This is a genomic window from Mesorhizobium sp. M8A.F.Ca.ET.181.01.1.1, assembly GCF_004792025.1.
Taxonomy (GTDB): domain Bacteria; phylum Pseudomonadota; class Alphaproteobacteria; order Rhizobiales; family Rhizobiaceae; genus Mesorhizobium.
This window is the reverse complement of record NZ_SRTV01000007.1, coordinates 1-23,456: the sequence shown is the minus strand read 5'-3', so window position 1 is coordinate 23,456 and position 23,456 is coordinate 1. Positions and strand designations below refer to the sequence as shown.

Annotated in this window: 18 protein-coding genes and 3 pseudogenes; 20 read left to right on the top strand and 1 reads right to left on the bottom strand. The window is 58.7% G+C overall.

The features are described 5' to 3' along the window. Positions 1-514: 514 nt before the first annotated feature. The 3 genes and pseudogenes from hisC (at position 515) to EN824_RS23310 (ending at position 4,210) form a co-directional block, all read left to right on the top strand. Positions 515-1,630, top strand: a complete 1,116-nt coding sequence (gene hisC, locus EN824_RS23320) for a histidinol-phosphate transaminase (protein ID WP_126063823.1) — start codon at positions 515-517, stop codon at positions 1,628-1,630. A gap of 94 nt (positions 1,631-1,724) precedes the next feature. After that, the gene (locus EN824_RS23315) at positions 1,725-2,759 is read left to right on the top strand and encodes an LLM class flavin-dependent oxidoreductase (RefSeq protein ID WP_095484287.1); all 1,035 of its coding nucleotides are present in this window, start codon (positions 1,725-1,727) and stop codon (positions 2,757-2,759) included. Positions 2,760-3,003: 244 nt separating this feature from the next. Beyond that, positions 3,004-4,210, top strand: a pseudogene (locus tag EN824_RS23310) (IS3 family transposase). Positions 4,211-4,223: 13 nt separating this feature from the next. On the opposite strand, the pseudogene EN824_RS23305 reads toward EN824_RS23310, so the two are convergent. After that, a pseudogene (locus EN824_RS23305) lies at positions 4,224-4,341 on the bottom strand (transposase); the annotation flags it as partial. Between the two features lie 492 nt (positions 4,342-4,833). On the opposite strand from EN824_RS23305, the gene queC reads away from it, so the two are divergent. From queC to EN824_RS23220, 17 genes and pseudogenes are all read left to right on the top strand, one after another. Then, positions 4,834-5,532 carry a 7-cyano-7-deazaguanine synthase QueC gene (queC, locus tag EN824_RS23300; RefSeq protein ID WP_063170389.1) on the top strand — a complete coding sequence of 233 codons (699 nt, stop codon included), beginning with the start codon at positions 4,834-4,836 and terminating at the stop codon, positions 5,530-5,532. Then, positions 5,532-5,888, top strand: a complete 357-nt coding sequence (gene queD, locus EN824_RS23295; protein ID WP_126063824.1) for a 6-carboxytetrahydropterin synthase QueD — start codon at positions 5,532-5,534, stop codon at positions 5,886-5,888. The genes queC and queD overlap by 1 nt, the downstream gene beginning before the upstream one ends. 5 nt (positions 5,889-5,893) lie before the next feature. Continuing rightward, positions 5,894-6,619 (top strand): 7-carboxy-7-deazaguanine synthase QueE, encoded by a 726-nt coding sequence (gene queE, locus EN824_RS23290; protein ID WP_164752747.1) that lies wholly within the window; start codon positions 5,894-5,896, stop codon positions 6,617-6,619. Between the two features lie 770 nt (positions 6,620-7,389). After that, positions 7,390-8,142, top strand: a complete 753-nt coding sequence (locus EN824_RS23285) for a carbonic anhydrase (protein WP_126063825.1) — start codon at positions 7,390-7,392, stop codon at positions 8,140-8,142. 160 nt (positions 8,143-8,302) lie between these two features. After that, positions 8,303-8,499: pseudogene (locus EN824_RS36120) on the top strand (7-carboxy-7-deazaguanine synthase QueE); the annotation flags it as partial. Between the two features lie 1,051 nt (positions 8,500-9,550). Next, positions 9,551-10,444 carry a nitrogenase iron protein gene (gene nifH, locus EN824_RS23275; RefSeq protein WP_024505261.1) on the top strand — a complete coding sequence of 298 codons (894 nt, stop codon included), beginning with the start codon at positions 9,551-9,553 and terminating at the stop codon, positions 10,442-10,444. Between the two features lie 87 nt (positions 10,445-10,531). Further along, positions 10,532-12,034: a nitrogenase molybdenum-iron protein alpha chain gene (gene nifD, locus EN824_RS23270; RefSeq protein ID WP_024505262.1), complete on the top strand. Its 1,503-nt coding sequence runs from the start codon at positions 10,532-10,534 to the stop codon at positions 12,032-12,034. 129 nt (positions 12,035-12,163) lie between these two features. Beyond that, entirely contained in the window at positions 12,164-13,705 is a 1,542-nt protein-coding gene (gene nifK / locus EN824_RS23265) for a nitrogenase molybdenum-iron protein subunit beta (RefSeq protein ID WP_126063826.1), read from the top strand. 61 nt (positions 13,706-13,766) lie between these two features. Next, positions 13,767-15,242 carry a nitrogenase iron-molybdenum cofactor biosynthesis protein NifE gene (gene nifE, locus EN824_RS23260; protein ID WP_095489376.1) on the top strand — a complete coding sequence of 492 codons (1,476 nt, stop codon included), beginning with the start codon at positions 13,767-13,769 and terminating at the stop codon, positions 15,240-15,242. 8 nt (positions 15,243-15,250) lie between these two features. Further along, positions 15,251-16,603, top strand: coding sequence for a nitrogenase iron-molybdenum cofactor biosynthesis protein NifN (gene nifN, locus EN824_RS23255; RefSeq protein WP_126063827.1), 1,353 nt, complete (start codon positions 15,251-15,253; stop codon positions 16,601-16,603). After that, a complete protein-coding gene (gene nifX / locus EN824_RS23250; RefSeq protein ID WP_063169371.1) occupies positions 16,600-17,097 on the top strand; it encodes a nitrogen fixation protein NifX in 498 nt (165 codons plus the stop codon). The genes nifN and nifX overlap by 4 nt, the downstream gene beginning before the upstream one ends. 16 nt (positions 17,098-17,113) lie before the next feature. Next, entirely contained in the window at positions 17,114-17,593 is a 480-nt protein-coding gene (locus EN824_RS23245; protein ID WP_024505267.1) for a NifX-associated nitrogen fixation protein, read from the top strand. Next, complete coding sequence (locus EN824_RS23240) at positions 17,593-18,405, top strand: response regulator transcription factor (protein WP_095489438.1); 813 nt, start codon at positions 17,593-17,595, stop codon at positions 18,403-18,405. Before EN824_RS23245 ends, EN824_RS23240 begins: the two co-directional genes overlap by 1 nt. A 95-nt stretch (positions 18,406-18,500) precedes the next feature. Continuing rightward, a complete protein-coding gene (locus EN824_RS23235) occupies positions 18,501-19,373 on the top strand; it encodes a universal stress protein (RefSeq protein WP_126087041.1) in 873 nt (290 codons plus the stop codon). Between the two features lie 842 nt (positions 19,374-20,215). Then, the gene (locus tag EN824_RS23230) at positions 20,216-21,514 is read left to right on the top strand and encodes a SidA/IucD/PvdA family monooxygenase (protein WP_063169368.1); all 1,299 of its coding nucleotides are present in this window, start codon (positions 20,216-20,218) and stop codon (positions 21,512-21,514) included. 13 nt (positions 21,515-21,527) lie between these two features. After that, positions 21,528-21,905, top strand: a complete 378-nt coding sequence (locus EN824_RS23225; protein WP_024505270.1) for a hypothetical protein — start codon at positions 21,528-21,530, stop codon at positions 21,903-21,905. A 272-nt stretch (positions 21,906-22,177) separates the two neighbouring features. After that, positions 22,178-23,323 (top strand): TlpA disulfide reductase family protein, encoded by a 1,146-nt coding sequence (locus EN824_RS23220; protein ID WP_063170388.1) that lies wholly within the window; start codon positions 22,178-22,180, stop codon positions 23,321-23,323. Positions 23,324-23,456: the final 133 nt, after the last annotated feature.

The following is a 23,456-nucleotide window of genomic DNA, read 5'->3' as shown; positions in this document are numbered from 1 at the left end:
CGAACCCTCTTGGCTACGCGCGCCACAGCGACGCTCCATATCGTCAGGCCTGCGTCTCATGCTCAGATGAGCCGGTATTTGGCTCTCTCATCAGCAAACCGAGAGAGCCCATGCCAAGACGGAAGCAAGCAAGACGAACGAGCGTCAGAGATATCCTGCGCCTGACCCATAAACAGGGCAGTCCGGTGGGCCAGGTGGCAGAGCAACTGAGGTTCGGCAAGACTTCGGCTTCCACCTATCTGCGGGCGCTGGAGACGGGCTGTCGTGCAGGCCCTGCATGCGGCTTTGAGGACGATGCGATGTTGAAACACCGTCTGTTGCGCCGAATCGGCCGTCGGCCACACGTTGGGTCGTCATCAGGTTCTCGACAGCTTGCCGGTGTCAAATCCAAACCGTGGTCGGCGATCCCCACCAGGGTGGGAAGGCAGCGCTGATATAGCCGAACGTCGATCAAGTCACGATCAACTATTGCCTCATGTCACATGCCCTGCGGGACTGAAAAACGGAGAAGAACATGTGCGATGCAAAACTGAAGACCGTGCTTTCGCTTTTTTCGCCGGTGGCCAGCAAATTAGATGCTCTCTCGTCCAACGGACCAGCGACGGATGCAAATTGCGTTAAGCTAAATACGAACGAGAACCCGTTTCCGTTGCCGAAGAGCGTAATGCAAAGTGCAATTGCTGCGATCGAACACCAGTATCTTTATCCGGAAGACGACAATCTCAGCTTAAGGGCAGCTGCCTCCGATGCTTACGGATTTTCCAAAGATCAGGTGATTGCCGGCAACGGTTCGTCGGAGCTGCTCGGACTCATCTACAGAGCTTTCCTCGCCCCAGGAGATAGAGTGGCGATGCTGTCGCCCGGATTTTCGTTCAACCGTAAACTTGCCATGTTGCAGGGTGCCGAGTTTCTCGAAATCGCATCGAGCGAAGCTCATCCCCTGCCGATAGAAAAACTGCTGTCCGGCCCCGCAAAAGACGCGAAGTTCATTCTGTTGGCTAATCCGAACAATCCGACCGGAACATTCGTGCCGGTGGCCGAAATCGAACGCCTTGTGGAGCAAGCAGATCGCTTGGTCGTCTTGGATGAGGCCTACGTTGACTTCGCACCCGACAATGCCCTGCGCCTCGTCAATAGACATCCGAATCTTTTGATCTTGAGGACTTTTTCAAAGAGCTATGCTGCTGCTGGCGTGCGAGTCGGCTTCGGTTTCGGTCACCCAGAAATCATTGGCAGGCTGCGCAACATCCAGAATGTCTTCAACATGAACGTGATCGGGCAGGCGGTCGGGAAAAGCATTCTTGCGCATCGCCACGCCTACGAAGAGAACCACAGGCACATCAAGCATGAACGACAGCGAGTGACCCTGGCGCTGTTGCAACTTGGCTTTTCCGTAACACCCTCCCACGCAAACTTTTTGCTGGCCCGTGTGCCGGCGGGACAGGAGGGCTCATGCTGGCAAGCCGCGTTGAAAGAGCAGGCGATCCTCATCGCCAGCTTTCCTGACGTAGATTTGAAGAACTGTATTCGCGTCAGCATTGGCACCACAGAGCAGATGGACAAATTCCTTGCTGCCGCCAAACGCGTCTGTATGAGCTTTAAGAAGAATCGCGGTGTGCACAAGCATTAAGTCAATTCACATTAAGCGCCAAGTAATAGGTGCTGATATGTCGCCAGCTATGATGATTAGCGAATAAATAATAGGTAATTTGGAGAACAATTAATTGAAGAAAATTTCCGCTTCGGGCCTGACCTTCGGCATCTTCGATCATCTGGACGAAAACGGCGATGACATCGCACAACAATATGCAGATCGGCTGAGCCTAGCAGAAGCGTGCGATGGCTATGGCTTTTATGCGTATCATCTCGCCGAGCACCACTGTACGCCGCATGGCAGAGGTCCATCACCGAATTTGTTCTTAGCGAGCGTCGCCCAGCGAACCCGCAGTCTTCGTGTTGGTCCCATGGTAATGCTACTTGCGCTCTATCATCCGCTGCGTGCCTTCGAGGAGATCTGCATGCTTGATCAGTTGAGCGGCGGCAGGCTTGAACTCGGCATAGGGCGCGGCTCTGCTCCCACTGAATTGGGATACTTCGGGGTTGCTGTAGAAGCAGCACCAGAACAGTATGCGGAGGCCAGTGAGATTCTCATCAATGCGATGAAAGGCGGGACGCTTTCTTATCAGGGCCGCCACTTTGAGTTGAAAGATGTTCCGCTGACGTTGAGACCTCACCAATATCCCCATCCGCCGACATGGATCGCCACCAATCGACCCGAGCCGGCTAGCTGGGCCGCTGCGAATGGGGCAAACATCGCCTGCGTCGGACCTTCCACTTCTGTTCGCAGCGTTACCGACGCGTTCCGCGCCGCCCGAATTCACGATGCTGACATTGGCCAGCAAGCGCCATTTCTTGGATTGCTCCGAATGGTGGTGATAGGGCGTTCTGAAACAGATGCGTATTTGCTCGCAGCACCTGCCTATGAACGATGGCTCAATAGCTTCAAATTTCTATACGAACTAAATGCCATTTCCACTCCACCAAACTTGCCTTTGAACTTCGATGCAGCAATTGAAAGTGAATTGTGCGTCGTGGGAACGGCAGATTCTGTCCGAAAAGCTCTCCTTGATCAGCTGGAAGAGGCAGGTGCTAATTATCTTCTGTGTCAACTGGCATTTGGGGATTTGCCGCTGGATGCCTCACTATACACCGCATCGGCCATTCGATCCGAAATCATGGCTCGAGTTGCCGCATCGTGAATCCGTCGTGTGATTGGAGGAGCAGCGGCAGCGCTGCTCCTCATTGCGAAACGGTTGTGGGGGCCGGACTCCTGTCAGGTGTAAACCATTGGAGCACGTCCTATCTGATCCAGGTCATATCCTGCGGCTTTGAAGTAGTTGGCACATTCGGCTGGGGTGAAGAGGTCGACGACCGCGCCGAGGCCTTGCCCCTCTGATCTAATCCGGTTTGAAGTTCGTTCTGGCCCATCCAGAGGATCAGGACATGAAACGCAGCCGCTTCTCTGAAGAGCAGATCATCGGAATTTTGAAGAAACACGAGGCCGGGGTATCGGTTGGCGATCTGTGCCGCAAGCACGGGGTCAGCGACGCCTCGATCTACAATTGGAAGGCCCGCTTCGGCGGGATGGATGTCACCGAGGCTCGGCGACCTGAAGGGCTGGAGGACGAGAACACGCGCCTGAAGCGGCTTCTGGCCGACGCCATGCTCGACAATGCCGCGTTGAAGGACCTTGTGGGAAAGAAATGGTGACGCCCGCCGCCAAGCGGAAAGCTGTCGCTCGCCTGAAGGAAGGCTTCGGGATGAGCAAACGGCGGGCGTGTAAAGCCATCGGCTGTTGCCGCATGACGGTTCGCTACCAGACCAGCAGGCCGGACGACCGGGAGGTTCGCGAGCGGATGAAGGCGATCGCGCAGGAGCGTCGCCGGTTCGGCTACCGGCGTCTTCTCGTGATGCTGAGGCGGGAGGGCCTGGTCGTGAACCACAAGAAGCTGTTCCGGCTCTATCGGGAGGAGAAGCTCGCCGTTCGCCGCCGTGGCGGCCGCAAGCGGGCGATCGGGACCAGGGCGCCAATGCTGGTGCCGCTGAGGCCCGACGAGTGCTGGTCGCTCGACTTCGTATCGGACCAGCTCACCGACGGGCGCCGCTTCCGCATCCTGGCCGTCGTCGACGACTGCACGAGACAGTGCCTGGCACTCATCGTTGATACGTCTCTCTCGGGCATGCGGGTTGCCCGCGAATTGGACCGGCTCATCACTAGCGCGGCCGGCCCAGGATGATCGTCAGCGACAATGGCAGCGAGTTCACCTCGAACGCCATCCTCTCCTGGGCGGATCAGAACCGCGTCGAATGGCATTACATTGCGCCCGGCAAGCCGATGCAGAATGGCTTCATCGAGAGCTTCAACGGCCGACTGCGCGATGAACTGCTCAACGAGACGCTGTTCACCTCGCTGGCTCAGGCGCGCGTAGCCATCGCCCTGTGGCACGCCGACTACAACACCGCGCGGCCGCACTCCCAAATCGCCTGGCAGACCCCGGCCAAGTTCGCCAGCACCTTCAATCCGCGACGGTCGCTCGCGCTGCGCTATGCCAAAGGCTCCGCGCCAGCGCCCGTCGCTTCACCCGCCCAGCAGGGCACAACCCACGCCGGAAACGAACTCAAAACTGCTGGGGCAACGTCAGTCCCATAGAGCCTTGATGGTCGGCCTTTGCTCGCAGCAGCGCCTTAGGTTGGGCGAAGGCGTTCTCAATCGGATTGAAGTCGGGACTGTAGGGCGGCAGGTAGAGCAGGCTCGCCTGCGGCCTCAATCGCGCCGCGCAGGGTTCTCCAGGCGGATGTCGCCAATGTCAAATTTGCTGGCATCCATGTCGCCCTCGCTTTCTGGTTCGAGATCGGAAAATCGCCGAATAATCAGCACATCAACCTGCGCCTGAAGGAGCTCACTGCCACTTTCGGCTGGCGGGGTGTGCCGCCCCACAATTAGAATGTCAATTGTCGTGCCAACCGCACAAGCGAAGGCCAGAAAGCCAACATGTGTTCTGCGGCTTAATTAAGAGTCAGCCGATGTCGGCCGAACATCACCTTGTCTCGAAGTCGACGATCCGACAGCAGATTGCGAAAGTTGGCGCGATGCGAAACAAACTGCTGAAGCGCTCAACTTTTATTGATCACGCGTGTTGGACGCGACGCACTCCCGTTCCAATCGGGCTGAGCGCAAATTCTCCCGGTTCACAAAACTGAGTCGCTGGAGTAGTGGGGGCGCAGAGAAATCTCCGGTCGCAGCCTTACCCGGTCAAAACAAGGATACCAATGATGAAGACTCTCGCCGTCTGCTCTGGCGGATTGGACTCCGTTTCCCTTGCTCACATGGTGGCAGCGGAGCACGAACTCACCGGCCTTCTATCTTTCGACTATGGCCAACGGCACAGGAAGGAATTGGGCTTCGCCGCTCTTTGCGCGCAGCGACTGAAGGTCCCGCACCAGATCATCGACATCGGCGAAATTGGCCGTGGCCTTTCCGGCTCAGCGCTGACTAGCAGTATCGACGTGCCGGACGGCCACTACGCCGAAGACACGATGAAGATTACGGTGGTGCCGAACCGCAATGCCATCATGTTGGCAATCGCCTTCGGTCTCGCCGCCGCCCACAGCGCCGAAGCGGTGGCGGCGGCCGTGCATGGTGGGGACCATTTCATCTATCCCGATTGCCGTCCGGCCTTCATTGAAGCTTTCCAGACAATGCAAGACCGCGCGCTCGACGGCTATGCGCAGATACGCCTCTATGCACCGTATGTGAATCTCGGAAAAGCTGACATTGTTGCGGATGGCGCAAGATACGGCACCCCGTTTGCTGAGACCTGGTCCTGTTACAAGGGCGGCGTGCGTCACTGCGGACGATGCGGGACCTGCGTCGAGCGGCGCGAAGCGTTCCATCTCGCCGGGCACGCTGATCCCACCGACTACGAGGACGCCGATTTCTGGCTTGAGGCGCTGCGCAGGAGGCGCGCGTAATGTTCCACATCACCAAGGAATTCCACTTCTCGGCCTCGCATCAGCTCACCTCCTTGCCTCCCAACCATCAATGCGCGCGCCTGCACGGGCATAACTATGTCGTCGTAGTGGAGCTGTCGGCCAAGGAACTGGACGCCCACGGCTTCGTGCGCGACTATCACGATCTGGCGCCGCTCAAACGCTACATTGACGAGAGCTTCGACCATCGGCACCTCAACGACGTGCTGGGACATGAGAAGGTCACGGCGGAATGCCTGGCCAGACATTTCTATGAATGGTGCAAGGCACGTCTGCCGCAGACCGCGGCCGTGCGCGTTAGCGAAACACCGAAAACTTGGGCGGAATACCGTCCGTGACCGACATGCATCCCGCAATCCGTGTGAGCGAGATATTCGGGCCGACTATCCAGGGCGAGGGCGTGCTCATCGGCTTGCCGACGGTGTTCATCAGAACCGGCGGATGTGATTATCGCTGTTCATGGTGCGACAGCCTTCACGCGGTGGACAATCAGTATCGCCATGAATGGCTACCGATGCCGATCGATGCCGTGTGGCAAACCGTCCATGCGCTTTCCGGCGGCAGGCCGGTTATGGTCTCCTTGTCAGGCGGCAACCCGGCCATTCAGCCGTTCGGTCCCCTCATAGAACGCGGCCATCGCGAGGGCTATCGTTTTGCACTGGAAACGCAGGGTTCCGTGGTGAGGGAGTGGTTTGCGGATCTTGACGTGCTGACCCTTAGCCCAAAGCCGCCGTCCAGCGAGATGACCACCCGTTGGGCTGCGTTTGATGCATGCCTCGAAGCGGCGCAAGAGAAGCCGCAAATCGTGCTCAAGCTCGTCGTTTTCGACGAGAGTGACTATGCCTACGCCAAAGAAGTCGCGGCGAGATATCCGCACCTTCCGATCTATCTGCAACCCGGCAATCACACGCCGCCGCGCCCTGGCAGTGAAGACGCCTCTGTCGACTTGGACGGAATAATGATGCGAATGGAATGGCTTGTCGAAAGGGTGACTAGCGACAGGTGGTTCGAAGCCCGCGTGTTGCCGCAGCTGCACGTTCTGCTTTGGGGTAACAAGAGGGCGGTCTAGTCTGCGGCTTGCGTCGCACCGGAAGGCCGGGCTCCAACGGCTTGGCAGGCTCTCTTCGCGTGCCGAGTACAGCCGAGCTTTGTTCGCGTCAGCGGTCTCGCGATTGTGCGGCTGGAAACCGCCCGGACACCCCGCTGCCGGCGTGTGTCACCTTGACTCCGATGAGCTGTCGTCACGCAAAGTTGAAATCCGCAAGAACTGGCCTTCTCGCCCCACCTGCTCCGTCGCAAGCACGTCATCCCCTCATCCTTGTCCAGCTCTTATCGATGTATCTCATTGTCCGGCCTGACGCACGACTGTCAGCATGGGAATGCATCCATTGCGCAAATGCCTTCCATAAAGAAGATCGATTTCCTCACTGGCCCAACGTGAAATATAGCAACGTTTTCGTGGCGTGGGTCGGCTGCGTCGGGAGTAGCGATGAAAACGTATTAGGGTCGCCTGCGTCTCCTTGGGCAGCGAGTGTAAAGTATAGCGATGCGGCCTCCGGCGCGAACGGCAGCCGCGCAGTGATCACCTTCGCCTGTGCCTTTGCGGCGGGGGTCAAGCGCTGGTCTGCTCAAATTTTTTATCGTTTAGCTGGTTGAAACTGCTCCCGTTGCGGGCTGCAGAAGCCGGCCAGCCGAGAAACGGCAGCCGCACTTATGAAAGCACGCCAAGGCATGCGGGCATCTATCAGTTGCAAAGGACAATACTGGCCGCGCCGATTGGCCATCACGCGTCCATTAGGGCAGCCACCAACATCAGTTCGCAAGAGGAGCAAAAGTAATATGTATCGTCGTCACCTGATCAAAGGGTTGGTTGCGCTCGGCGCATGCCGGATTTGCGTTCAAGCCGCCCAAGCGACCAGTGCCCATTGGGGGTACACCGGTCCGGTCGGACCGGAGCACTGGGCTGATCTGGATAAGGAAAATTTCGTATGCTCTGCCGGCACGCAGCAATCGCCGATCAATATCAACAGCGCGGTCAAGGCGGATATCCCGCATATCGCCATCGGCTGGCACAAGGGCGGCGGCAATATGGTGAACAACGGCCACACCATTCAAATCAATATGCCACAAGGCAGCACGCTGACCCGCAGCGATCGTGTCTACGAACTGGTACAGTTCCATTTCCATGCGCCAAGCGAACATCACGTGGCGGGCAAGAGCTTCCCGATGGAGGTGCATTTCGTTCACAAGGACACGCAAAGTGGTACTCTGGGCGTGCTGGGCGTCTTTTTAACGCCCGGCGCGACAAATGCCAGCTTTGCTGCCCTTGCTGCGGCCTTTCCCGAACTGCCGAATGGGGAGGTGACGATCGACGAGGTGAATCCCAACTGGCTTCTGCCAGCCTCGCTTGGCTATTGGACTTATGAGGGCTCACTGACGACGCCGCCGTGCACCGAAAACGTCGAGTGGATGGTGGCGATGGAACCGGTTGACGTTGATCCGGCAGACATCCAGCGATTTGCCTCCCTCTACCCGTCGAACGCGCGCCCTATTCATTCACCCAATCGACGCTTCATCCTGCGCCAGAGTTGAGCGCCGCCCCAGCGGTTCCGCACGGTCCAACATTCTTGGCACAAGTTGGCGCGAAGCCTCCTCTTCCGGTCTGGCGGTCTGACGGCGCTCCCCAAGCTGGCTAGTCTAAATGATAGGGATTCGGTGCCGACACCACTCGTCCCAAAGACGTCGCGGCGAGGTTTGTCTGCAACCCGGCAATCACACGCCGCCCCGCCGTGGTAATGAAGACGTCTCTGTCGAGTCCGACGGAATATGATGCGCATGGAATCGCTGGTAGAAAAGGTGACCAGCGACAGGTGGTTCGAAGCCCGCGTCTTGCCGCAGCTGCACGTTCTACTCTGGGGTAACAAGAGGGTGGTGTATACCTTCTCCTAGCTTCGCCGCCAACTACTCGGTTTTCCGAATTGCTCTCTATATTCTTGAAGACGATGCGTTCGTTAAAGACATGTGCTGCGCACCTGGTGTAAAAGCTGCTCTCATCATGCAGAGGTCAAGCCAGTCGGGCTCATCCGAGGCTATGGCCGTGAGCACTGTTCAGTTCGGCAGAGAGGGCGCTTTTGTACACACTTTGCGATCGTGGCGGCCCCGTGGGCAGATCTGCAAGCTGCCGCGACACTAACCTCTCGAAGCCCGCCCGCCCGCCTGTTGATGCGTGTCTCCCAGTAAGATTCCTGTCCAAGAACGTGATAATCTTCTTGCCAGTGTTGTAGCTGATGTTGCCCTTGATGCCGCAGCCTACCGCGGCGGGACCAAACTCAATGGCAAGCAGGCCGGCTAGGATCGTGCAGCCAGTCGCGAGCCTCGCCCACAACGGGGTCTCACGCGCATGAGGGCGCCGACCATGGGTTCGGCGGTTCGTACGCGTATAACACGTATCTTTCTGAAAAAATCAATGCTCTCGGCTAAGCTACTGAATTATTTGGCTTCCATATAGCGCGTCGGCGGAACCAACTTGTAGACGGGCTATGAAAGGTTAAGCGCGGATGTCTATCGGCCGCCGGCGTTCCCGCTCTGTAAGCCTGCCTGAACTACCCGCGCCGCGGTCAAGCCCCAGGCTCCTGCTCATCCAGCGACCGCCCGATCAATGGCAGGCTGGAAAGACAAGAGCCGATGTCTTCCGATGGTCTCGCCATCAGCTTTGGGCTAACTTCCCCATTCTCCCGCTTCGAGCTCGACACACGGCGGTTTGGATGGCGCACGACAATCTGTGTCGGCTTTGTCGTGTCCGTGACAGACGCCTGAAAGGCCCGTTCGCGCGTTTTGCCGCCGTCTAAGCGGCTGGAATTTAATGACAAAGTTTTTTCTGGGATCGGCCGATCACGCTGGTACGCTTTTTGCGATGCTTGGTGTGAGGCGGCACGAGCTGCCTATCGGCACTTGTGTCGCGGGCAGTCGCGATGATTAGAACGAAGGAAGGAAAGCTATTATGTCAGGTCTGCGTCAGATCGCCTTTTACGGAAAAGGCGGCATCGGCAAGTCCACCACGTCCCAAAATACGCTCGCTGCCCTTGTCGACCTCGGGCAGAGAATCCTCATCGTAGGATGCGACCCCAAAGCCGATTCCACACGCTTGATCCTGAATTCGAAAGCTCAGGATACCGTCCTGGATCTCGCCGCACAGGAAGGTTCGGTGGAAGACCTCGAACTCCAGGACGTGCTCAAGGTGGGCTACAGAGGCATCAAGTGCGTGGAGTCCGGCGGCCCCGAGCCGGGTGTCGGTTGCGCCGGCCGCGGCGTCATCACCTCGATCAATTTCCTCGAGGAGAATGGCGCTTATGACGATGTCGATTATGTCTCCTATGACGTCCTCGGCGACGTGGTATGCGGCGGCTTCGCCATGCCGATCCGCGAAGGCAAGGCCCAGGAGATCTATATCGTCATGTCCGGCGAGATGATGGCGCTCTATGCCGCCAACAACATCGCCAAGGGCATCCTCAAATATGCCCATTCGGGCGGTGTGCGGCTGGGCGGGCTGATCTGCAATGAACGTCAAACCGACCGCGAACTCGATCTGGCCGAAGCACTGGCTGGCCGATTGAATTCCAAGCTCATCCACTTCGTGCCCCGCGACAACATCGTCCAACATGCCGAACTCAGGAAGATGTCGGTGATCCAGTACGCGCCGGACTCAAAGCAGGCAGGGGAATACCGCGCTCTGGCCGAGAAGATCCACGCCAATTCGGGCCAGGGTACGATCCCGACGCCGATCACCATGGAGGAGCTGGAGGAGATGCTGCTCGACTTCGGCATCATGAAGACCGACGAGCAGATGCTTGCCGAGCTTCACTCCAAGGAAGCGGCGAAGGCGGCGGCCCAGTAGTGACATTAGCGCTGCCATGAATCGGCGCGCCTTGCAGAGAACGGCGCCTATTCTTTGAGGCGTCACCCAACCTTGAAAGGGGGACTCATGAGCCGGGAATACGAGAATGACGGTGCTCTTCATGCGAAGCTTATCGAAGAGGTGCTGTCGCATTATCCCGACAAGGCGGCGAAGCGCCGCAAGAAGCACCTCAACGTCGCAAAGAGCGGCAACGAGGCTGGCGGGGAAAGCGAGGTCCTTTCCGAATGCGACGTCAAATCGAACATCAAGTCCATTCCCGGGGTGATGACGATTCGCGGCTGTGCATATGCTGGTTCGAAAGGCGTGGTGTGGGGGCCAGTCAAGGATATGGTCCATATCTCGCACGGCCCGGTCGGCTGCGGCCAATATTCTTGGTCGCAGCGCCGCAACTACTACGTCGGTACAACGGGCGTCGACACGTTCGGGACAATGCAGTTCACCTCCGATTTCCAGGAGAAGGACATCGTCTTCGGCGGCGACAAGAAGCTGGAACAGATCATTGACGAGATTGAAGTCTTGTTTCCGCTCAACAACGGCATCACCGTGCAGTCCGAATGCCCTATCGGCCTGATTGGCGATGACACCGAGGCCGTTTCTCGCAAAAAGACCAAGGAGTATGACAAGACGATCGTGCCGGTACGCTGCGAGGGCTTCCGCGGCGTCTCGCAGTCGCTTGGCCACCACATCGCCAATGATGCAATCCGGGATTGGGTCTTCGACAAAAAGGATGTCAAGTTCGAGGCCGGCCCCTACGACGTCAACGTCATCGGCGACTACAATATCGGCGGCGATGCCTGGGCCTCGCGCATACTGCTTGAGGAGATAGGGCTGCGCGTGGTTGGCAACTGGTCGGGTGACGCCACACTCGCAGAGATCGAGCGCGCCCCGAAGGCTAAGCTCAATCTTATCCACTGCTACCGGTCGATGAATTACATCTGTCGGCATATGGAGGAAAAGTATGGCGTCGCCTGGATGGAGTACAATTTCTTCGGTCCCTCCCAGATCGAAGCCTCTCTGCGCAACATAGCCAAGCATTTTGGGCCGGAAATCGAGGAGAAGACCGAAAAGGTCATTGCCAAGTACAGGCCGCTTGTTGATGCGGTCATCGCCAAGTACCTGTCGCGCCTGGAAGGAAATACCGTGATGCTCTATGTGGGCGGCCTGCGCCCCCGCCACGTCGTCACGGCCTACGAGGACCTCGGCATGGTCATCGTGGGCACCGGCTATGAATTCGCCCACAGCGACGACTATCAGCGCACCGGCCACTACGTGAAGAACGGCACGCTGATCTACGATGACGTGACCGGCTATGAGTTGGAGAAATTCATCGAAGGGATTCGCCCAAATCTGGTCGGCTCGGGAATCAAAGAAAAATACCCGGTGCAGAAGATGGGCATACCGTTCCGCCAGATGCATTCCTGGGATTATTCAGGCCCGTATCACGGCTACGATGGCTTTGCCATTTTCGCACGTGATGTGGATCTCGCCATTAACAACCCGGTCTGGGACCTATTCCACGCGCCTTGGAAAAGAAGCCGGGGCGATGAGCGGGCGATGGCTGCCGAATAAACATTTGCTTCAGCCCCAGTCTCCCACTGAGACGGTGAACTCCCGCGGCCTCTGATCCGCCGGAGCCTGGAACGTCTTGACGTCCTGAGCTGCCGTCCCGCGCAGCCAGATGCAAAAGAGGTAATCATCATGCCGCAGTCGGCTGAAAAAATTCTCGATCACGCTCCCCTGTTCCGCGAGCCGGAATACAGAAAGATGCTCGCTGAGAAGAAGCTAAACTTCGAATGTCCGCACCCCGATGAAATCATTTCCGATCAGCGCGATTTCACCCAGACGTGGGAATACCGCGAAAAGAACCTCGCCCGCAAAGCGCTTGTCGTGAACCCGGCCAAGGCCTGCCAGCCGCTGGGTGCGGTATTCGCTGCCGCCGGCTTCGAGCGAACCATGTCCTTCGTCCACGGCAGCCAAGGTTGCGTCGCCTATTACCGCTCGCACCTGTCGCGCCATTTCAAGGAGCCTGCCGCGGCGGTCTCCTCCTCAATGACCGAGGATGCGGCGGTGTTTGGCGGCCTGAAGAACATGGTCGACGGGCTCGCCAACACCTACCAGCTCTACGACCCCAAGATGATTGCCGTGTCGACGACCTGTATGGCAGAGGTCATTGGCGACGACCTGCACAGCTTCATCCAGAACGCCAAGGACGAAGATTCAGTCCCGCGCGACTTCGACGTGCCCTTTGCCCACACCCCGGCCTTCGTTGGCAGTCATGTCGACGGCTATGACAACATGGTCAAAGGCATTTTGGAGCACTTCTGGAAAGGTCAGGAGCGTACGCAAATCGAAGGAACCATCAACATCATTCCGGGCTTCGACGGCTTCTGCGTCGGCAACAACCGGGAGCTCAAGCGCCTGCTCGATGTAATGGGCGTGTCCTATACATTGATCCAGGATGCCTCTGACCAGTTCGATACGCCTTCGGACGGTGAATACCGCATGTATGACGGGGGCACGAAGATCAACGAGGTGAAGAAGGCCCTCAACGCCGAGGCAACGCTTTCGCTGCAGCATCACAACACCCGAAAGACACTGGGCTATTGCGAGGAGGTCGGGCAGGCGACGGCCTCGTTCCACTATCCGCTCGGCGTTCAGGCGACGGACGAATTCCTGATGGAGGTCGCGGCGATTTCCGGCAAGGAGATTCCCGAGGCAATTCGCCTCGAGCGCGGCCGACTGGTAGACGCCATGGCGGACAGCCAATCCTGGTTGCATGGTAAGAAATACGCCATCTACGGTGATCCCGACTTCGTTCACGCAATGGCCCGCTTTGTCATGGAGACCGGCGGCGAGCCAACCCATTGCCTCGCCACCAATGGCACCTCGGCATGGGAAGCCGATTTGAAGAAGCTGCTAGCATCCTCGCCTTTCGGCAAGGCTGCCCAGGTTTGGGCGGGCAAGGACCTGTGGGCGCTGCGCTCACTGCTCTTTACCGAGCCGGTGGACCTTTTGATCGGCAATTCCTACGGCAAGTACCTGGAGCGCGACACCGGAACACCGCTGATCCGGCTGATGTTTCCGATCTTCGATCGGCACCATCATCACCGCTTTGCGCTCTTTGGCTACCAGGGAGCGTTGCGCGTGCTGACGACGATCCTCGACAAGATCTTCGACAAACTCGATCGCGAGACGAGCGAGACGGGTGTGACGGATTATTCCTATGACCTCACGCGCTAAGAGCCGTGGCCGGCTTTTCGCCGAGGCCATTCCTTGCCCAATGGACTGGGGAGGCTGAGCAATGTCCTCCCTCAGCGCCAAAATCAAGGACGCCTTCGATGAGCCCGCCTGCGATAAGAACCGTGGCAAAGATGCCAAGGCGCGCAAGGAGGGCTGCTCGAAGTCGCTGACACCAGGGGCGGCAGCCGGCGGCTGCGCCTTTGACGGAGCCAAGATCGTCCTGCAGCCGATCACCGACGTTGCGCATCTGGTCCATGCGCCGCTCGCCTGCGAGGGCAATTCTTGGGACAACCGTGGTGCGGTTTCGTCAGGGCCGACCTTGTGGCGGACAAGCTTCACGACCGACCTCACCGAACTCGACCTTGTGATGGGGCAGGGCGAGCGGAAACTCTTCAAGGCGATCCGCGAGATCAAGCACACATACGCGCCGCCGGCGATCTTCGTCTACTCGACTTGCGTAACGGCGCTGATCGGTGACGACATCGAGGCCGTGTGCAAACGCGCCACGGAAAAGTTCGGTTTGGCCGTGGTGCCGATCAATGCGCCTGGCCTGGCAGGCTCCAAGAACCTCGGCAATAAGCTCGCCGCCGAGGCGTTGCTCGATCATGTCATCGGCACGGTCGAACCCGACGACCCCGGACCCTACGACATCAACATCCTTGGCGAATTCAACCTCTCGGGCGAATTCTGGCTTGTAAAGCCGCTCCTCGATCGGCTCGGGATCCGGGTGCGCGCCTGCATTCCCGGCGATGCGCGTTACCGCGACATTGCTTCCGCGCACCGCGCCCGGGCGGCAATGATGGTGTGCTCGACCGCGCTGATCAGTCTTGCCCGCAAGATGGAGGAGCGCTGGGACATCCCGTTCTTCGAGGGCTCCTTCTATGGCATCTCCGACACATCGCAAGCTCTTCGAAACCTTGTCAGGCTGCTGGTGAGGAAGGGCGCCGATCCGGAGATCCTCGAGCGCACAGAGACGCTGATCGCGCAGCAGGAGGCGATCGCGTGGAAGAAACTCGAATCCTACCGGCAAAGGCTCCAAGGCAAGCGCGTGCTGCTCAACACAGGCGGTGTGAAGTCCTGGTCGGTTGTCCATGCGCTGATGGAGATCGGAATCGAGATCGTCGGCACCTCGATCAAGAAATCTACGGTGCAGGACAAGGAGCGCATCAAACAAGTTCTCAAGCACGACAAGCACATGTTCGAATCCATGGCTGCGAGCGAGCTGTACGCCATGCTCTCTGAACACAGGGCCGATATCATGCTGTCGGGCGGTCGCACGCAATTCATTGCGCTCAAGGCCAAGACGCCCTGGCTCGATATCAACCAGGAGCGCCAGCATCCTTATGCCGGCTATGACGGCATGGTGGAACTCGTACGCCAGATCGACCTCGCCATTCACAATCCGATCTGGTCTCAGGTGCGCCAGCCGGCCCCGTGGGATTGCCAGCCTGAGCTGATAGGCGAATTGCCGTGCACGAGGAACGAGACCGCGTACCTGTTTGATGAATTCGCCTGCGCGACGGCACACGAGTGTTGAGGCGACCGATGGCCCGCATCCTTCCCCAGAGCAAATCGGCGGCAGTCAACCCGCTGAAGTCGTCGCAGCCGCTGGGTGCCGCCTTTGCCTTTCTTGGCGTCGACGGTGCGATGCCGCTGTTCCACGGCAGCCAAGGCTGCACAAGCTTTGCGCTCGTTCTCTTCGTGCGGCACTTCAAAGAAGCGATTCCCTTGCAGACTACGGCGATGGATGAGGTGGCGACCATCCTCGGCGCAGCCGACCATCTGGAAGAGGCGATCCTCAACCTCAAGAACCGCACGAAGCCAACGCTGATCGGGGTGTGCACGACCGCGCTGGTGGAGACGCGTGGCGAAGATTGCGCGGGTGATATTGCCAACATCATGCGGAAGCACACGCAACAGCTTGCGGGTACGGAGGTCGTGCTGGCCAACACGCCGGATTTTGACGGCGCGATCGAAGAGGGCTGGGCCAAGGCAGTCACCGCAATGATCGAAGGGATTACGCGCTCGGGCGAACGGGCGCGGCACCCGAAGAAGATCGCAATCCTGCCCGGATGCAACCTCTCTATCGCCGACATCGAGCATATGCGGGACATGGTTGAAAGCTTTGGGCTCAAGCCGGTTATTCTGCCCGACATTTCAGGCTCGCTCGACGGTACGGTTCCTGACCGCTGGGTAGCGACCACATACGGCGGCACCAGCGTCGAAGACATTCGCGAGTTGGGCACGGCCATGCAATGCATCGCCATCGGTGAGCACATGCGCCGCCCGGCGAAAGCGCTGCACGGGTTGACCGGCGTGCCTTACGTGTTGTTCCAGTCACTGACTGGGCTGCAGGACACGGACCGCTTCGTGTCGCTGCTGTCTGCGATTTCGGGCGCGGCGGTACCGGCCCGCGTGCGCCGGCGCCGGGCGCAATTGCAGGACGCGATGCTCGACGGACATTTCCATTTCGGCGGCAAGAAAATTGCCATCGCTGCCGAACCAGACCAGCTGTTCCAACTTGCGACCTTCTTTGCTGGCCTCGGCTCCGAGATAGCCGCGGCCGTCACAACGACCGACAGGTCTAAAATTCTCGAGAAAGTCCCGGCGGTTTCGGTTCAGATCGGCGATCTCGGCGATCTGGAAAGTCTTGCCGTCGGTGCTGACCTGCTTGTCACGCATTCGCACGGGCGCCAAGCATCGGAGCGGCTCCGAATTCCGCTCATGCGCATCGGGTTCCCGGTCTTCGATCGACTAGGCAGCCAGCACAAGCTCGCAATTCTCTATCAGGGCACCCGCGACATGATCTTCGAGGTCGCCAGCATCTTCCAGGCCAACCAACACGCGCCCACTCCTGAGGCGCTTGATCCACTCCGTAATCGAGAAATATCACGATGAACGCTGTTCGCCGCCTCTCGCTGGTCAGTAGTGAGGTTTTCGCCCCGATGCCTGAACGACGTAAGGGCGCATTGCGCGTTGCGATCGCCACTCAGGACATGCAGGACCTCAACGCCCATTTCGGGTCGGCCAGGCGCTTTGCTGTCTACGACGTGACGCGCGAGGAATGGAATCTCGTAGAAGCCGTGGCCTTCGATGACGTGTCCGATGAAAGCGGGGAGCATCGGGCCGAGCGCGATGATCGCATCACGCCAAAGGTGGATGCGCTCAAGGGCTGTCAGATCCTGTTTTGTCTGGCAATTGGCGGCCCTTCGGCAGCCAAGCTTGTCGCGGCAAAAATCCACCCGATCAAAGTGGCGGAGCCCCAATCGATCCCACAGGTGCTCTTGCGCACGCAGATGATGCTCAGGACGTGTCCTCCGCCTTGGCTGCGCAAGGTGCTGGCGCGAGCGGGCATTGCCGAAAAGAAACCGTCCTTCGAGGACGAGGACTGAAAAGAGGAGGACGCCAATGCCTGACCCCGCAATCCCCCCAGCTGTCGCCGAAGACGAGGCGGCTCTTTGCACCCCGTTCGTCAAATGCCTCGTGCGGCTGATCCGTTCTCAGGATTCCTATGGCTCGTGGGAACGCAAAGCGGACGCTGAGCTGCTGGGCGACTTCATCATTACCAAGGAACAGCGCCGAGGGATCCCAATCATCGGAGATCCCGATCCCGACGTGCTGTGGAGGCTCGACAAGTACTACGCCGCCATCGGGCTTGCGATCGAGGAGCGCTGCGGCCTTATGGCATCGCCGATGATCCAGGTGAGCCATGAGGGTTTTGGTCGGGTGCTTTTCACGACCGGACGGCTGGTCGTTTTGTCCAAAACGCTGCGCGATGTCCACCGGTTTGGCTTCGAGACGCTCCTGAAGCTCGCCACGGCCGGTACGAAGCTGGTCGACGATGCGATTTCAGTCATCGAAACCTTTCCCCACGTGGCGCTGGCATGATGGGCGCGATTTTCGAGAAAGGCCATCATGACGGACCCGAGAAACTATGTTGGCCAGTCCCCTCGATCCAGGGACTCGAGGCCGACCAGGTTGTTGGGGTATCGCCGATGAAGAAGCCGCTGGTCCTGATCTGCTCGCAAGATGCCGAGTTCTATCTGCTCTACAGCCACATACTGGAGGTTGACGGTTTCAGCAGTGAGACGGCAGACGGCGCGAAGGCTGCGCTGGCCTTGGCCGAACAACGGGAGCTTCAGGCCGTAGTGCTGGATTGCGACCCAGCCAGCATAAACGGGTCCGCAATTTGCGCCCACCTCAAGCGGGAACCGCGCACCACCGACCTGCCTATCATCGCCCTGATCGCGCCTGGCGCCGAGCACCAGCACCTCGATCTCTTGAAGGCAGGCGTTGAGAGCTTTGTGCGGCCGGTGGCTCCGGCCAAGCTGCTCGACTGCCTGCGGGCGAGGCTCGGGCTGACCAAGCGTGGTCCGAACGGGGTTGAAAACGACAGTTGGATTTGTTGTGGAGGCCTGGAGATGAAGCTCGATGCCCATCGGGTTCGCGGTAATGGCCACGACATCCATCTCGGACGGATCGATTTCAACGTGCTGCGGCTTATGATTGAGGCCCCCGGCAAGGTCTTCAGCCGGGACGAGCTTATCGGGGCGGCCTGGCTGCCCAACATTCATGTCGGTGCACGCACCGTCGATGTCCATATCAGCCGAATCAGGAGGGCGCTGAAAACGGCCTTGCCCGGCAGCGTCATTCGCACCGTCAGGTCGGCCGGCTACTCGCTCGAGAAGCCGGACGACTGAAATCGGTGATCGAACGTGGTGCCGCTCTCTCTTCCTCCTGAGAGCGGTGTTGCCGCTTTGAGGCGCTCCTAACGAAGACCAGGAGAAGCAGGCAAATGGAATTTAAAAGCATATTCAGTGTGACGGGTGCTGATCATTCTGATGAGGACCTCACAACAGCTGCCGGACTGTGTGCCGAGGTCGGCGCGCACCTATCGGTACTCATTATACCGCCTCCATTGCTCTTGATGTTGTCTCCGCCCCCCGAATGGAATACAGGACGTGCACAGGCAATTGCAGTACCGAACTATCGATTTCAGCAAATCGAGAAATTTTCACAGGACGTGACCAGAATGGAAAGACGGTCCGCGGATATCCTCAAAAGGCTGAAAGCTATGTCGCTTTCCTGTGACGTTGACACCGACTATTGCGATCCGGCTAGCCTCGGTGAAGTGGCACGACAGCGGGCGCTCTGCGCTGACCTGACGATCGTTGGAGGAGACCTCCTCAACGATGAGACTCTCGGACCTCCTGTTGTCAACGGCTGCTTGTTCGATAGCGGAAAGCCGGTGCTCATCGTGCCGAAGGGCGTTAAGGCGACGCTGTCGCCTCGACGCGTGCTGGTCGGCTGGGATTCGCGTGTAGAGGCCTCGCGTGCGGTTCGGGAAGCTCTTAGTATCCTATCCGCTGCCAAGGAAGTCTGTGTCGCTATGGTCGATCCAAAGGCGCAAAACAACGGGAAAGGCGCGCAGTCTGGAGCTGACATCGCTGCCTATCTTACTCGGCACGGTGCTCGGGTCTCCGTTGACCTGCTTAAGAGCGCCGGCAAATCGGCGGGCACAGTGCTGACCCAGCACGCGAACGACATCTGTGCTGACATGATGGTTATGGGTGCTTATGGCAGCCGTGGGCTGCGTGAGCGGATTTTCGGCGGTCCGCCGAGCTGGAGCTTTGGGAAGACCACATTGCCGCTGTTTTTGGCTCGCTGATCAGCTCCGTAGGAACACCGATCAGGTCGTAGGACCGCCAACCAGTCCGAAGTCGTCGTCGGTTACCGGTCGGATTGCGGAGACATGGCTGGATCCGCGAACATCTTGCGACGCTTGTCAGAGCCAAACCGGACGCCTCGACTGCTTCACGACGCTCTCGTGAACCAACTCGTGCGAGATCGTCCGCAACGGGCAGTAAAGACGAACGGCTGCAGCAGACCGCAGCCAAGCCACAGGGCGGGTGTACCAGGAGACCCCGCCTCGTGCGCGAACCCTGTTGGAAGGCCCCTTATCAGTACCCGGACGCGCGTCAAATCGGCGGCTGTCCCTGTCAGCCTGCGGTGTGCAAGGGCCGCTGCCGCGGAGCTTCCCCTGCCCGATCGTCGGGCGTGCGACAATGTCGGATTCCAGACGAGCTGGAACTGCGCGAACTCGTTGGTTTGACAGGTCTTTATCCGGCACGCCGCATGCATGGGAGTCTCCGAAAGCATTAAGAGCCGTTATCCATGGTTACGCCCCTCGAAAGAAAGAGCCGCTTCCGTCGTGGCAGGGAAACAGCCACTCCTGGGGTGGAGGCCGGCGCTAGAAGCCGCCGTAAGATCCGGAAGAGCCGCGCGACAGCATCACACACTTTCCTTCTGCTCTTGGGTTCGGATCACGCCGCGCCGCTGTCGATGCCGCCGACATTGAGCCCAAGACCTGGAAGGCGGCACACGCTTTTGCTGTCCTCTCAGTCGGGACCGCGGCTCAAGCATGCCTGTGAGGTTCGCATTGCTCAATGCCCGGCAATCGACGTCAACATGCCGCTGAGTTGGAAAACACTCCTAGAGGAGTAAGGATAAGTGGACCTCTTTTGTATTGGTGTGGGTGCTGGACCATCTAATTTGAGCCTTGCGTGTCAGATACAGGAAGAGATTGCGCAAGGGGCACTGTTCCTGGACCGGGAGGTCGATTTCCGAGGACATCCAGGCAGCGCTTTCGATTGCGCGGAGCTCCAGGTCGGCCACTTCCAGGATCTGGTTACTCTGGTCAATCCGCGATCAGCCTACACATTCGTAAACTACCTCCACGAGAACGGGCGTCTTTACAATTTCCTCAATGCGCAATTTCACGGGGTGCTTAGAGCCGAGTTCGCCCAATATCTCAACTGGGCGTTCCAGAAGAATCCGCTTGTCCGTGGCGGCGAGGCCGTTCGCGAAATCCGCTTTGACGGCGAGTTTCGCGTGCGGACGGACAACGCGGTCCTTGATGCAAGAAACCTCGTCATCGACATAGGCAAGCAGGCGCAAATTCCGCCTCAGTTTCATGGCTGGACTGGACCCAACCTGTTCCACTCATCTGAGTTGGCCCACATCAATCCTGAGGTGCAAAAAAAGCATGTCTGCGTTGTTGGCGGCGGACAGTCGGGAGCCGAGCTGCTACTGCACCTTGTCGGCCGGCCGAAAGAACGGCGGCCCGCGGCGATCACATGGGTCTTGACGCGCGAGATGCCTTTCGACGACCACGCGTTCACAAACGGGCTGTTCACGCCATGCTTCTCGGATCGTTTTGCTGCGATGAGCGAGGTGCATCGACAGCTGTTCCTGCGGCGTTTCGCGCTTGCCTCCGAGGGCATTTCAGAAAGCAAGTTGCGCGCGGTCTATCAGGCGCTCTACCACCACGCCTTTCTCGAGCCACACCAATGCGAGATCACATTGCGGCCAAGTTGCAACGTGTCGCGCTGCATCAATGCCGGAGCAGGGCACAGGCTCACGCTGCAACGCGGCTTGGACAACATCGGAGAAGTAACCGCCGATATCGTCATCCTGGCCACCGGGTACGAGAAACCGCTGCCGGGTTTCCTAGAACCGATCGCAGATCGCCTCGAACAGATCGGCAATGAGCTCGCCATCGGCGAGGATTTTTCGGTGTACTGGGACGGACCGCGAGACCGACGCCTTTTCGTTCAGAACGCCTGCCTTGGACAGCGCGGGCTGGCTGATCCGAACTTTGGGCTGCTGGCCTGGCGAGCGCGCCGCATCCTTGACAGCCTTCTGCGGCGCGCGCCATGCGCCAATCCCGAGCATCTAGGGTTCATCAACCGTCCCTTGACGGAGTGCTGGCCCGACCTCGGAGTCGAACAAATGGGCAGCGGGATATGATTCGTCGATATTGATGATCGGCGGTGGCATTCAGGAAAGATTTCCGCCTCTGGCGGCAAAAGCGGGACGAGCAATATTCCTACGGCGTCAGATCGCTCTGCTCGCGCTTGAGCAAGGTAGCGTCGCGCGACTCCTGCTTGGCGTGAAACAGCAAAGGGCATTCAATCACGATGCAGCTTTACGTGCTGTCGGGCTCAACGCCACGTGGATCGAGCCCAACGCCGCCGTTGGCAACCGCGACGCGAATTATGACGCCGGGCCACATGCGGCGGTGGCTGCAAGGGTACCGAGCCTCTCCCGCACTTTCGACCCCATCGCCGAAGTGCGACTACTCCAGGACGCCGAAGCCGGTCTTATCGCCAGCGGGCCAGCCAAACTCTCACCTTCCTAAACGGCAGCCGCTAAGGTGAGCCGTCGAAAGCCGACATTCAGGTTAACGTCAGCTGGCCGTGTTAGGGCTCGCTTATTCAAGGCGGTACCGGCGCTTGCCGAAGCTAAGAAGGGTTGGCATGCCCTTTGCCGTGCTTGATGTGCGGCAACACGGTGAGAGCTCCGCTGAAGCAAGCGAGAGGGAGCAATGCCCTCGAGACCGTGTCCGATTTTGACTGGAAAATATTCCGCGACAAAAGAGACGAAAGGTGTGGAATGACTTTGGACACCAAGATGGAACTGCGTATGGGGTCCCCGGCTCCTGCGCTGAAAGTGGAGAACTGGCTGCGTGGCGAGCCCCTCACGAGCCTTCGGCCCGGCAAGGTCTACCTCGTTGAATTTTGGGCGACTTGGTGCCGACCATGTGTCCACGCCATGCCCCATTTGATCGAACTGCAGGAGAAATATAAAGACAGCGGATTTGAGATTATCGGAGTCGCAGCTTGCGAAAAGGCTGCAACCGCGGACGAAGCGCGGACCAACGTGGATGCCTGGCTGACCGAGAAGTTCCCGAATCTGAATTATCGGACAGCGTTCGATTGCACTGGCGAAATGAAAAAGCTCTGGCTGGAACCCAGCTCTTCGTTCGGGATTCCCACCTCGTTCGTGGTCGACCGCGACGGCCACATCGCTTATATCGGCCACCCGGCACCTCTCGATGACGTTTTGCCGAAAGTCCTTAACGGCAGCTGGCGCAGCAGCTATGAAGCGAAAGCCGTCGATGCAAAGCGAATCTCGCGTGTGCGCGAATCGTCGCTGAGTCAGCCGATATACGCCAAACTTGGGCCGGCGATGCAGGACGAGGATTGGGCAGCGGCACTATTGGCCATCGAAGAAGGCCTCGCCGTGATGCCAGACTCTTTTGATTTTCGGCGGGTTCATGCGGATATTCTGCTTCACAAGCTGCGCGACATCAAAACCGGCTTGCCGCTTATGCGCGAATTGGTCGAGGACGCGATCAACAAAAAGTTCGAAGCGATGTCTTGGGTGGTGATGGCGCTGAACCAACTCTTCCATCCCACGATCGACAACTCCCATCTTCCGCATGATGATCGCTTTGCGATGGGCAAGGAGCTCTCCGAACAGATCCTGGAACTTAATCCTCCGCAAGGCGATGGAGACTTTAAATTCGGGTGTTACTTTCCGGTCGCTCAGTATTATTACGAGAGCGGCAACAAGGACCGGGCGATCGAGTTGATCGAGGTGGCAATCAAATCGCTGGACCATTCGGAGCCAGTGCCGGACCAAACCAAACAGCGCTACCTCACCTCGTTGCTCCAAGCCCTGGCCAACTACACGGGTGAGCCTGCCTGTCACGCGGGTCTCTGTGTGGCTCCGCAAAACAAGACTTCCGAAACTCAAAACGCTGTCACTTCCTGAGCAAGGATCGCGAAGGGCATGACAATTGGAATTGAACACCGGCAAATCCGCCCGCCCAGGCGCACTTCGCAGCAATAACGTCGATGCCGCAAAAGTGCGCGGCTTGCGGCAGGTGGAATTTCCATTGCGTTTA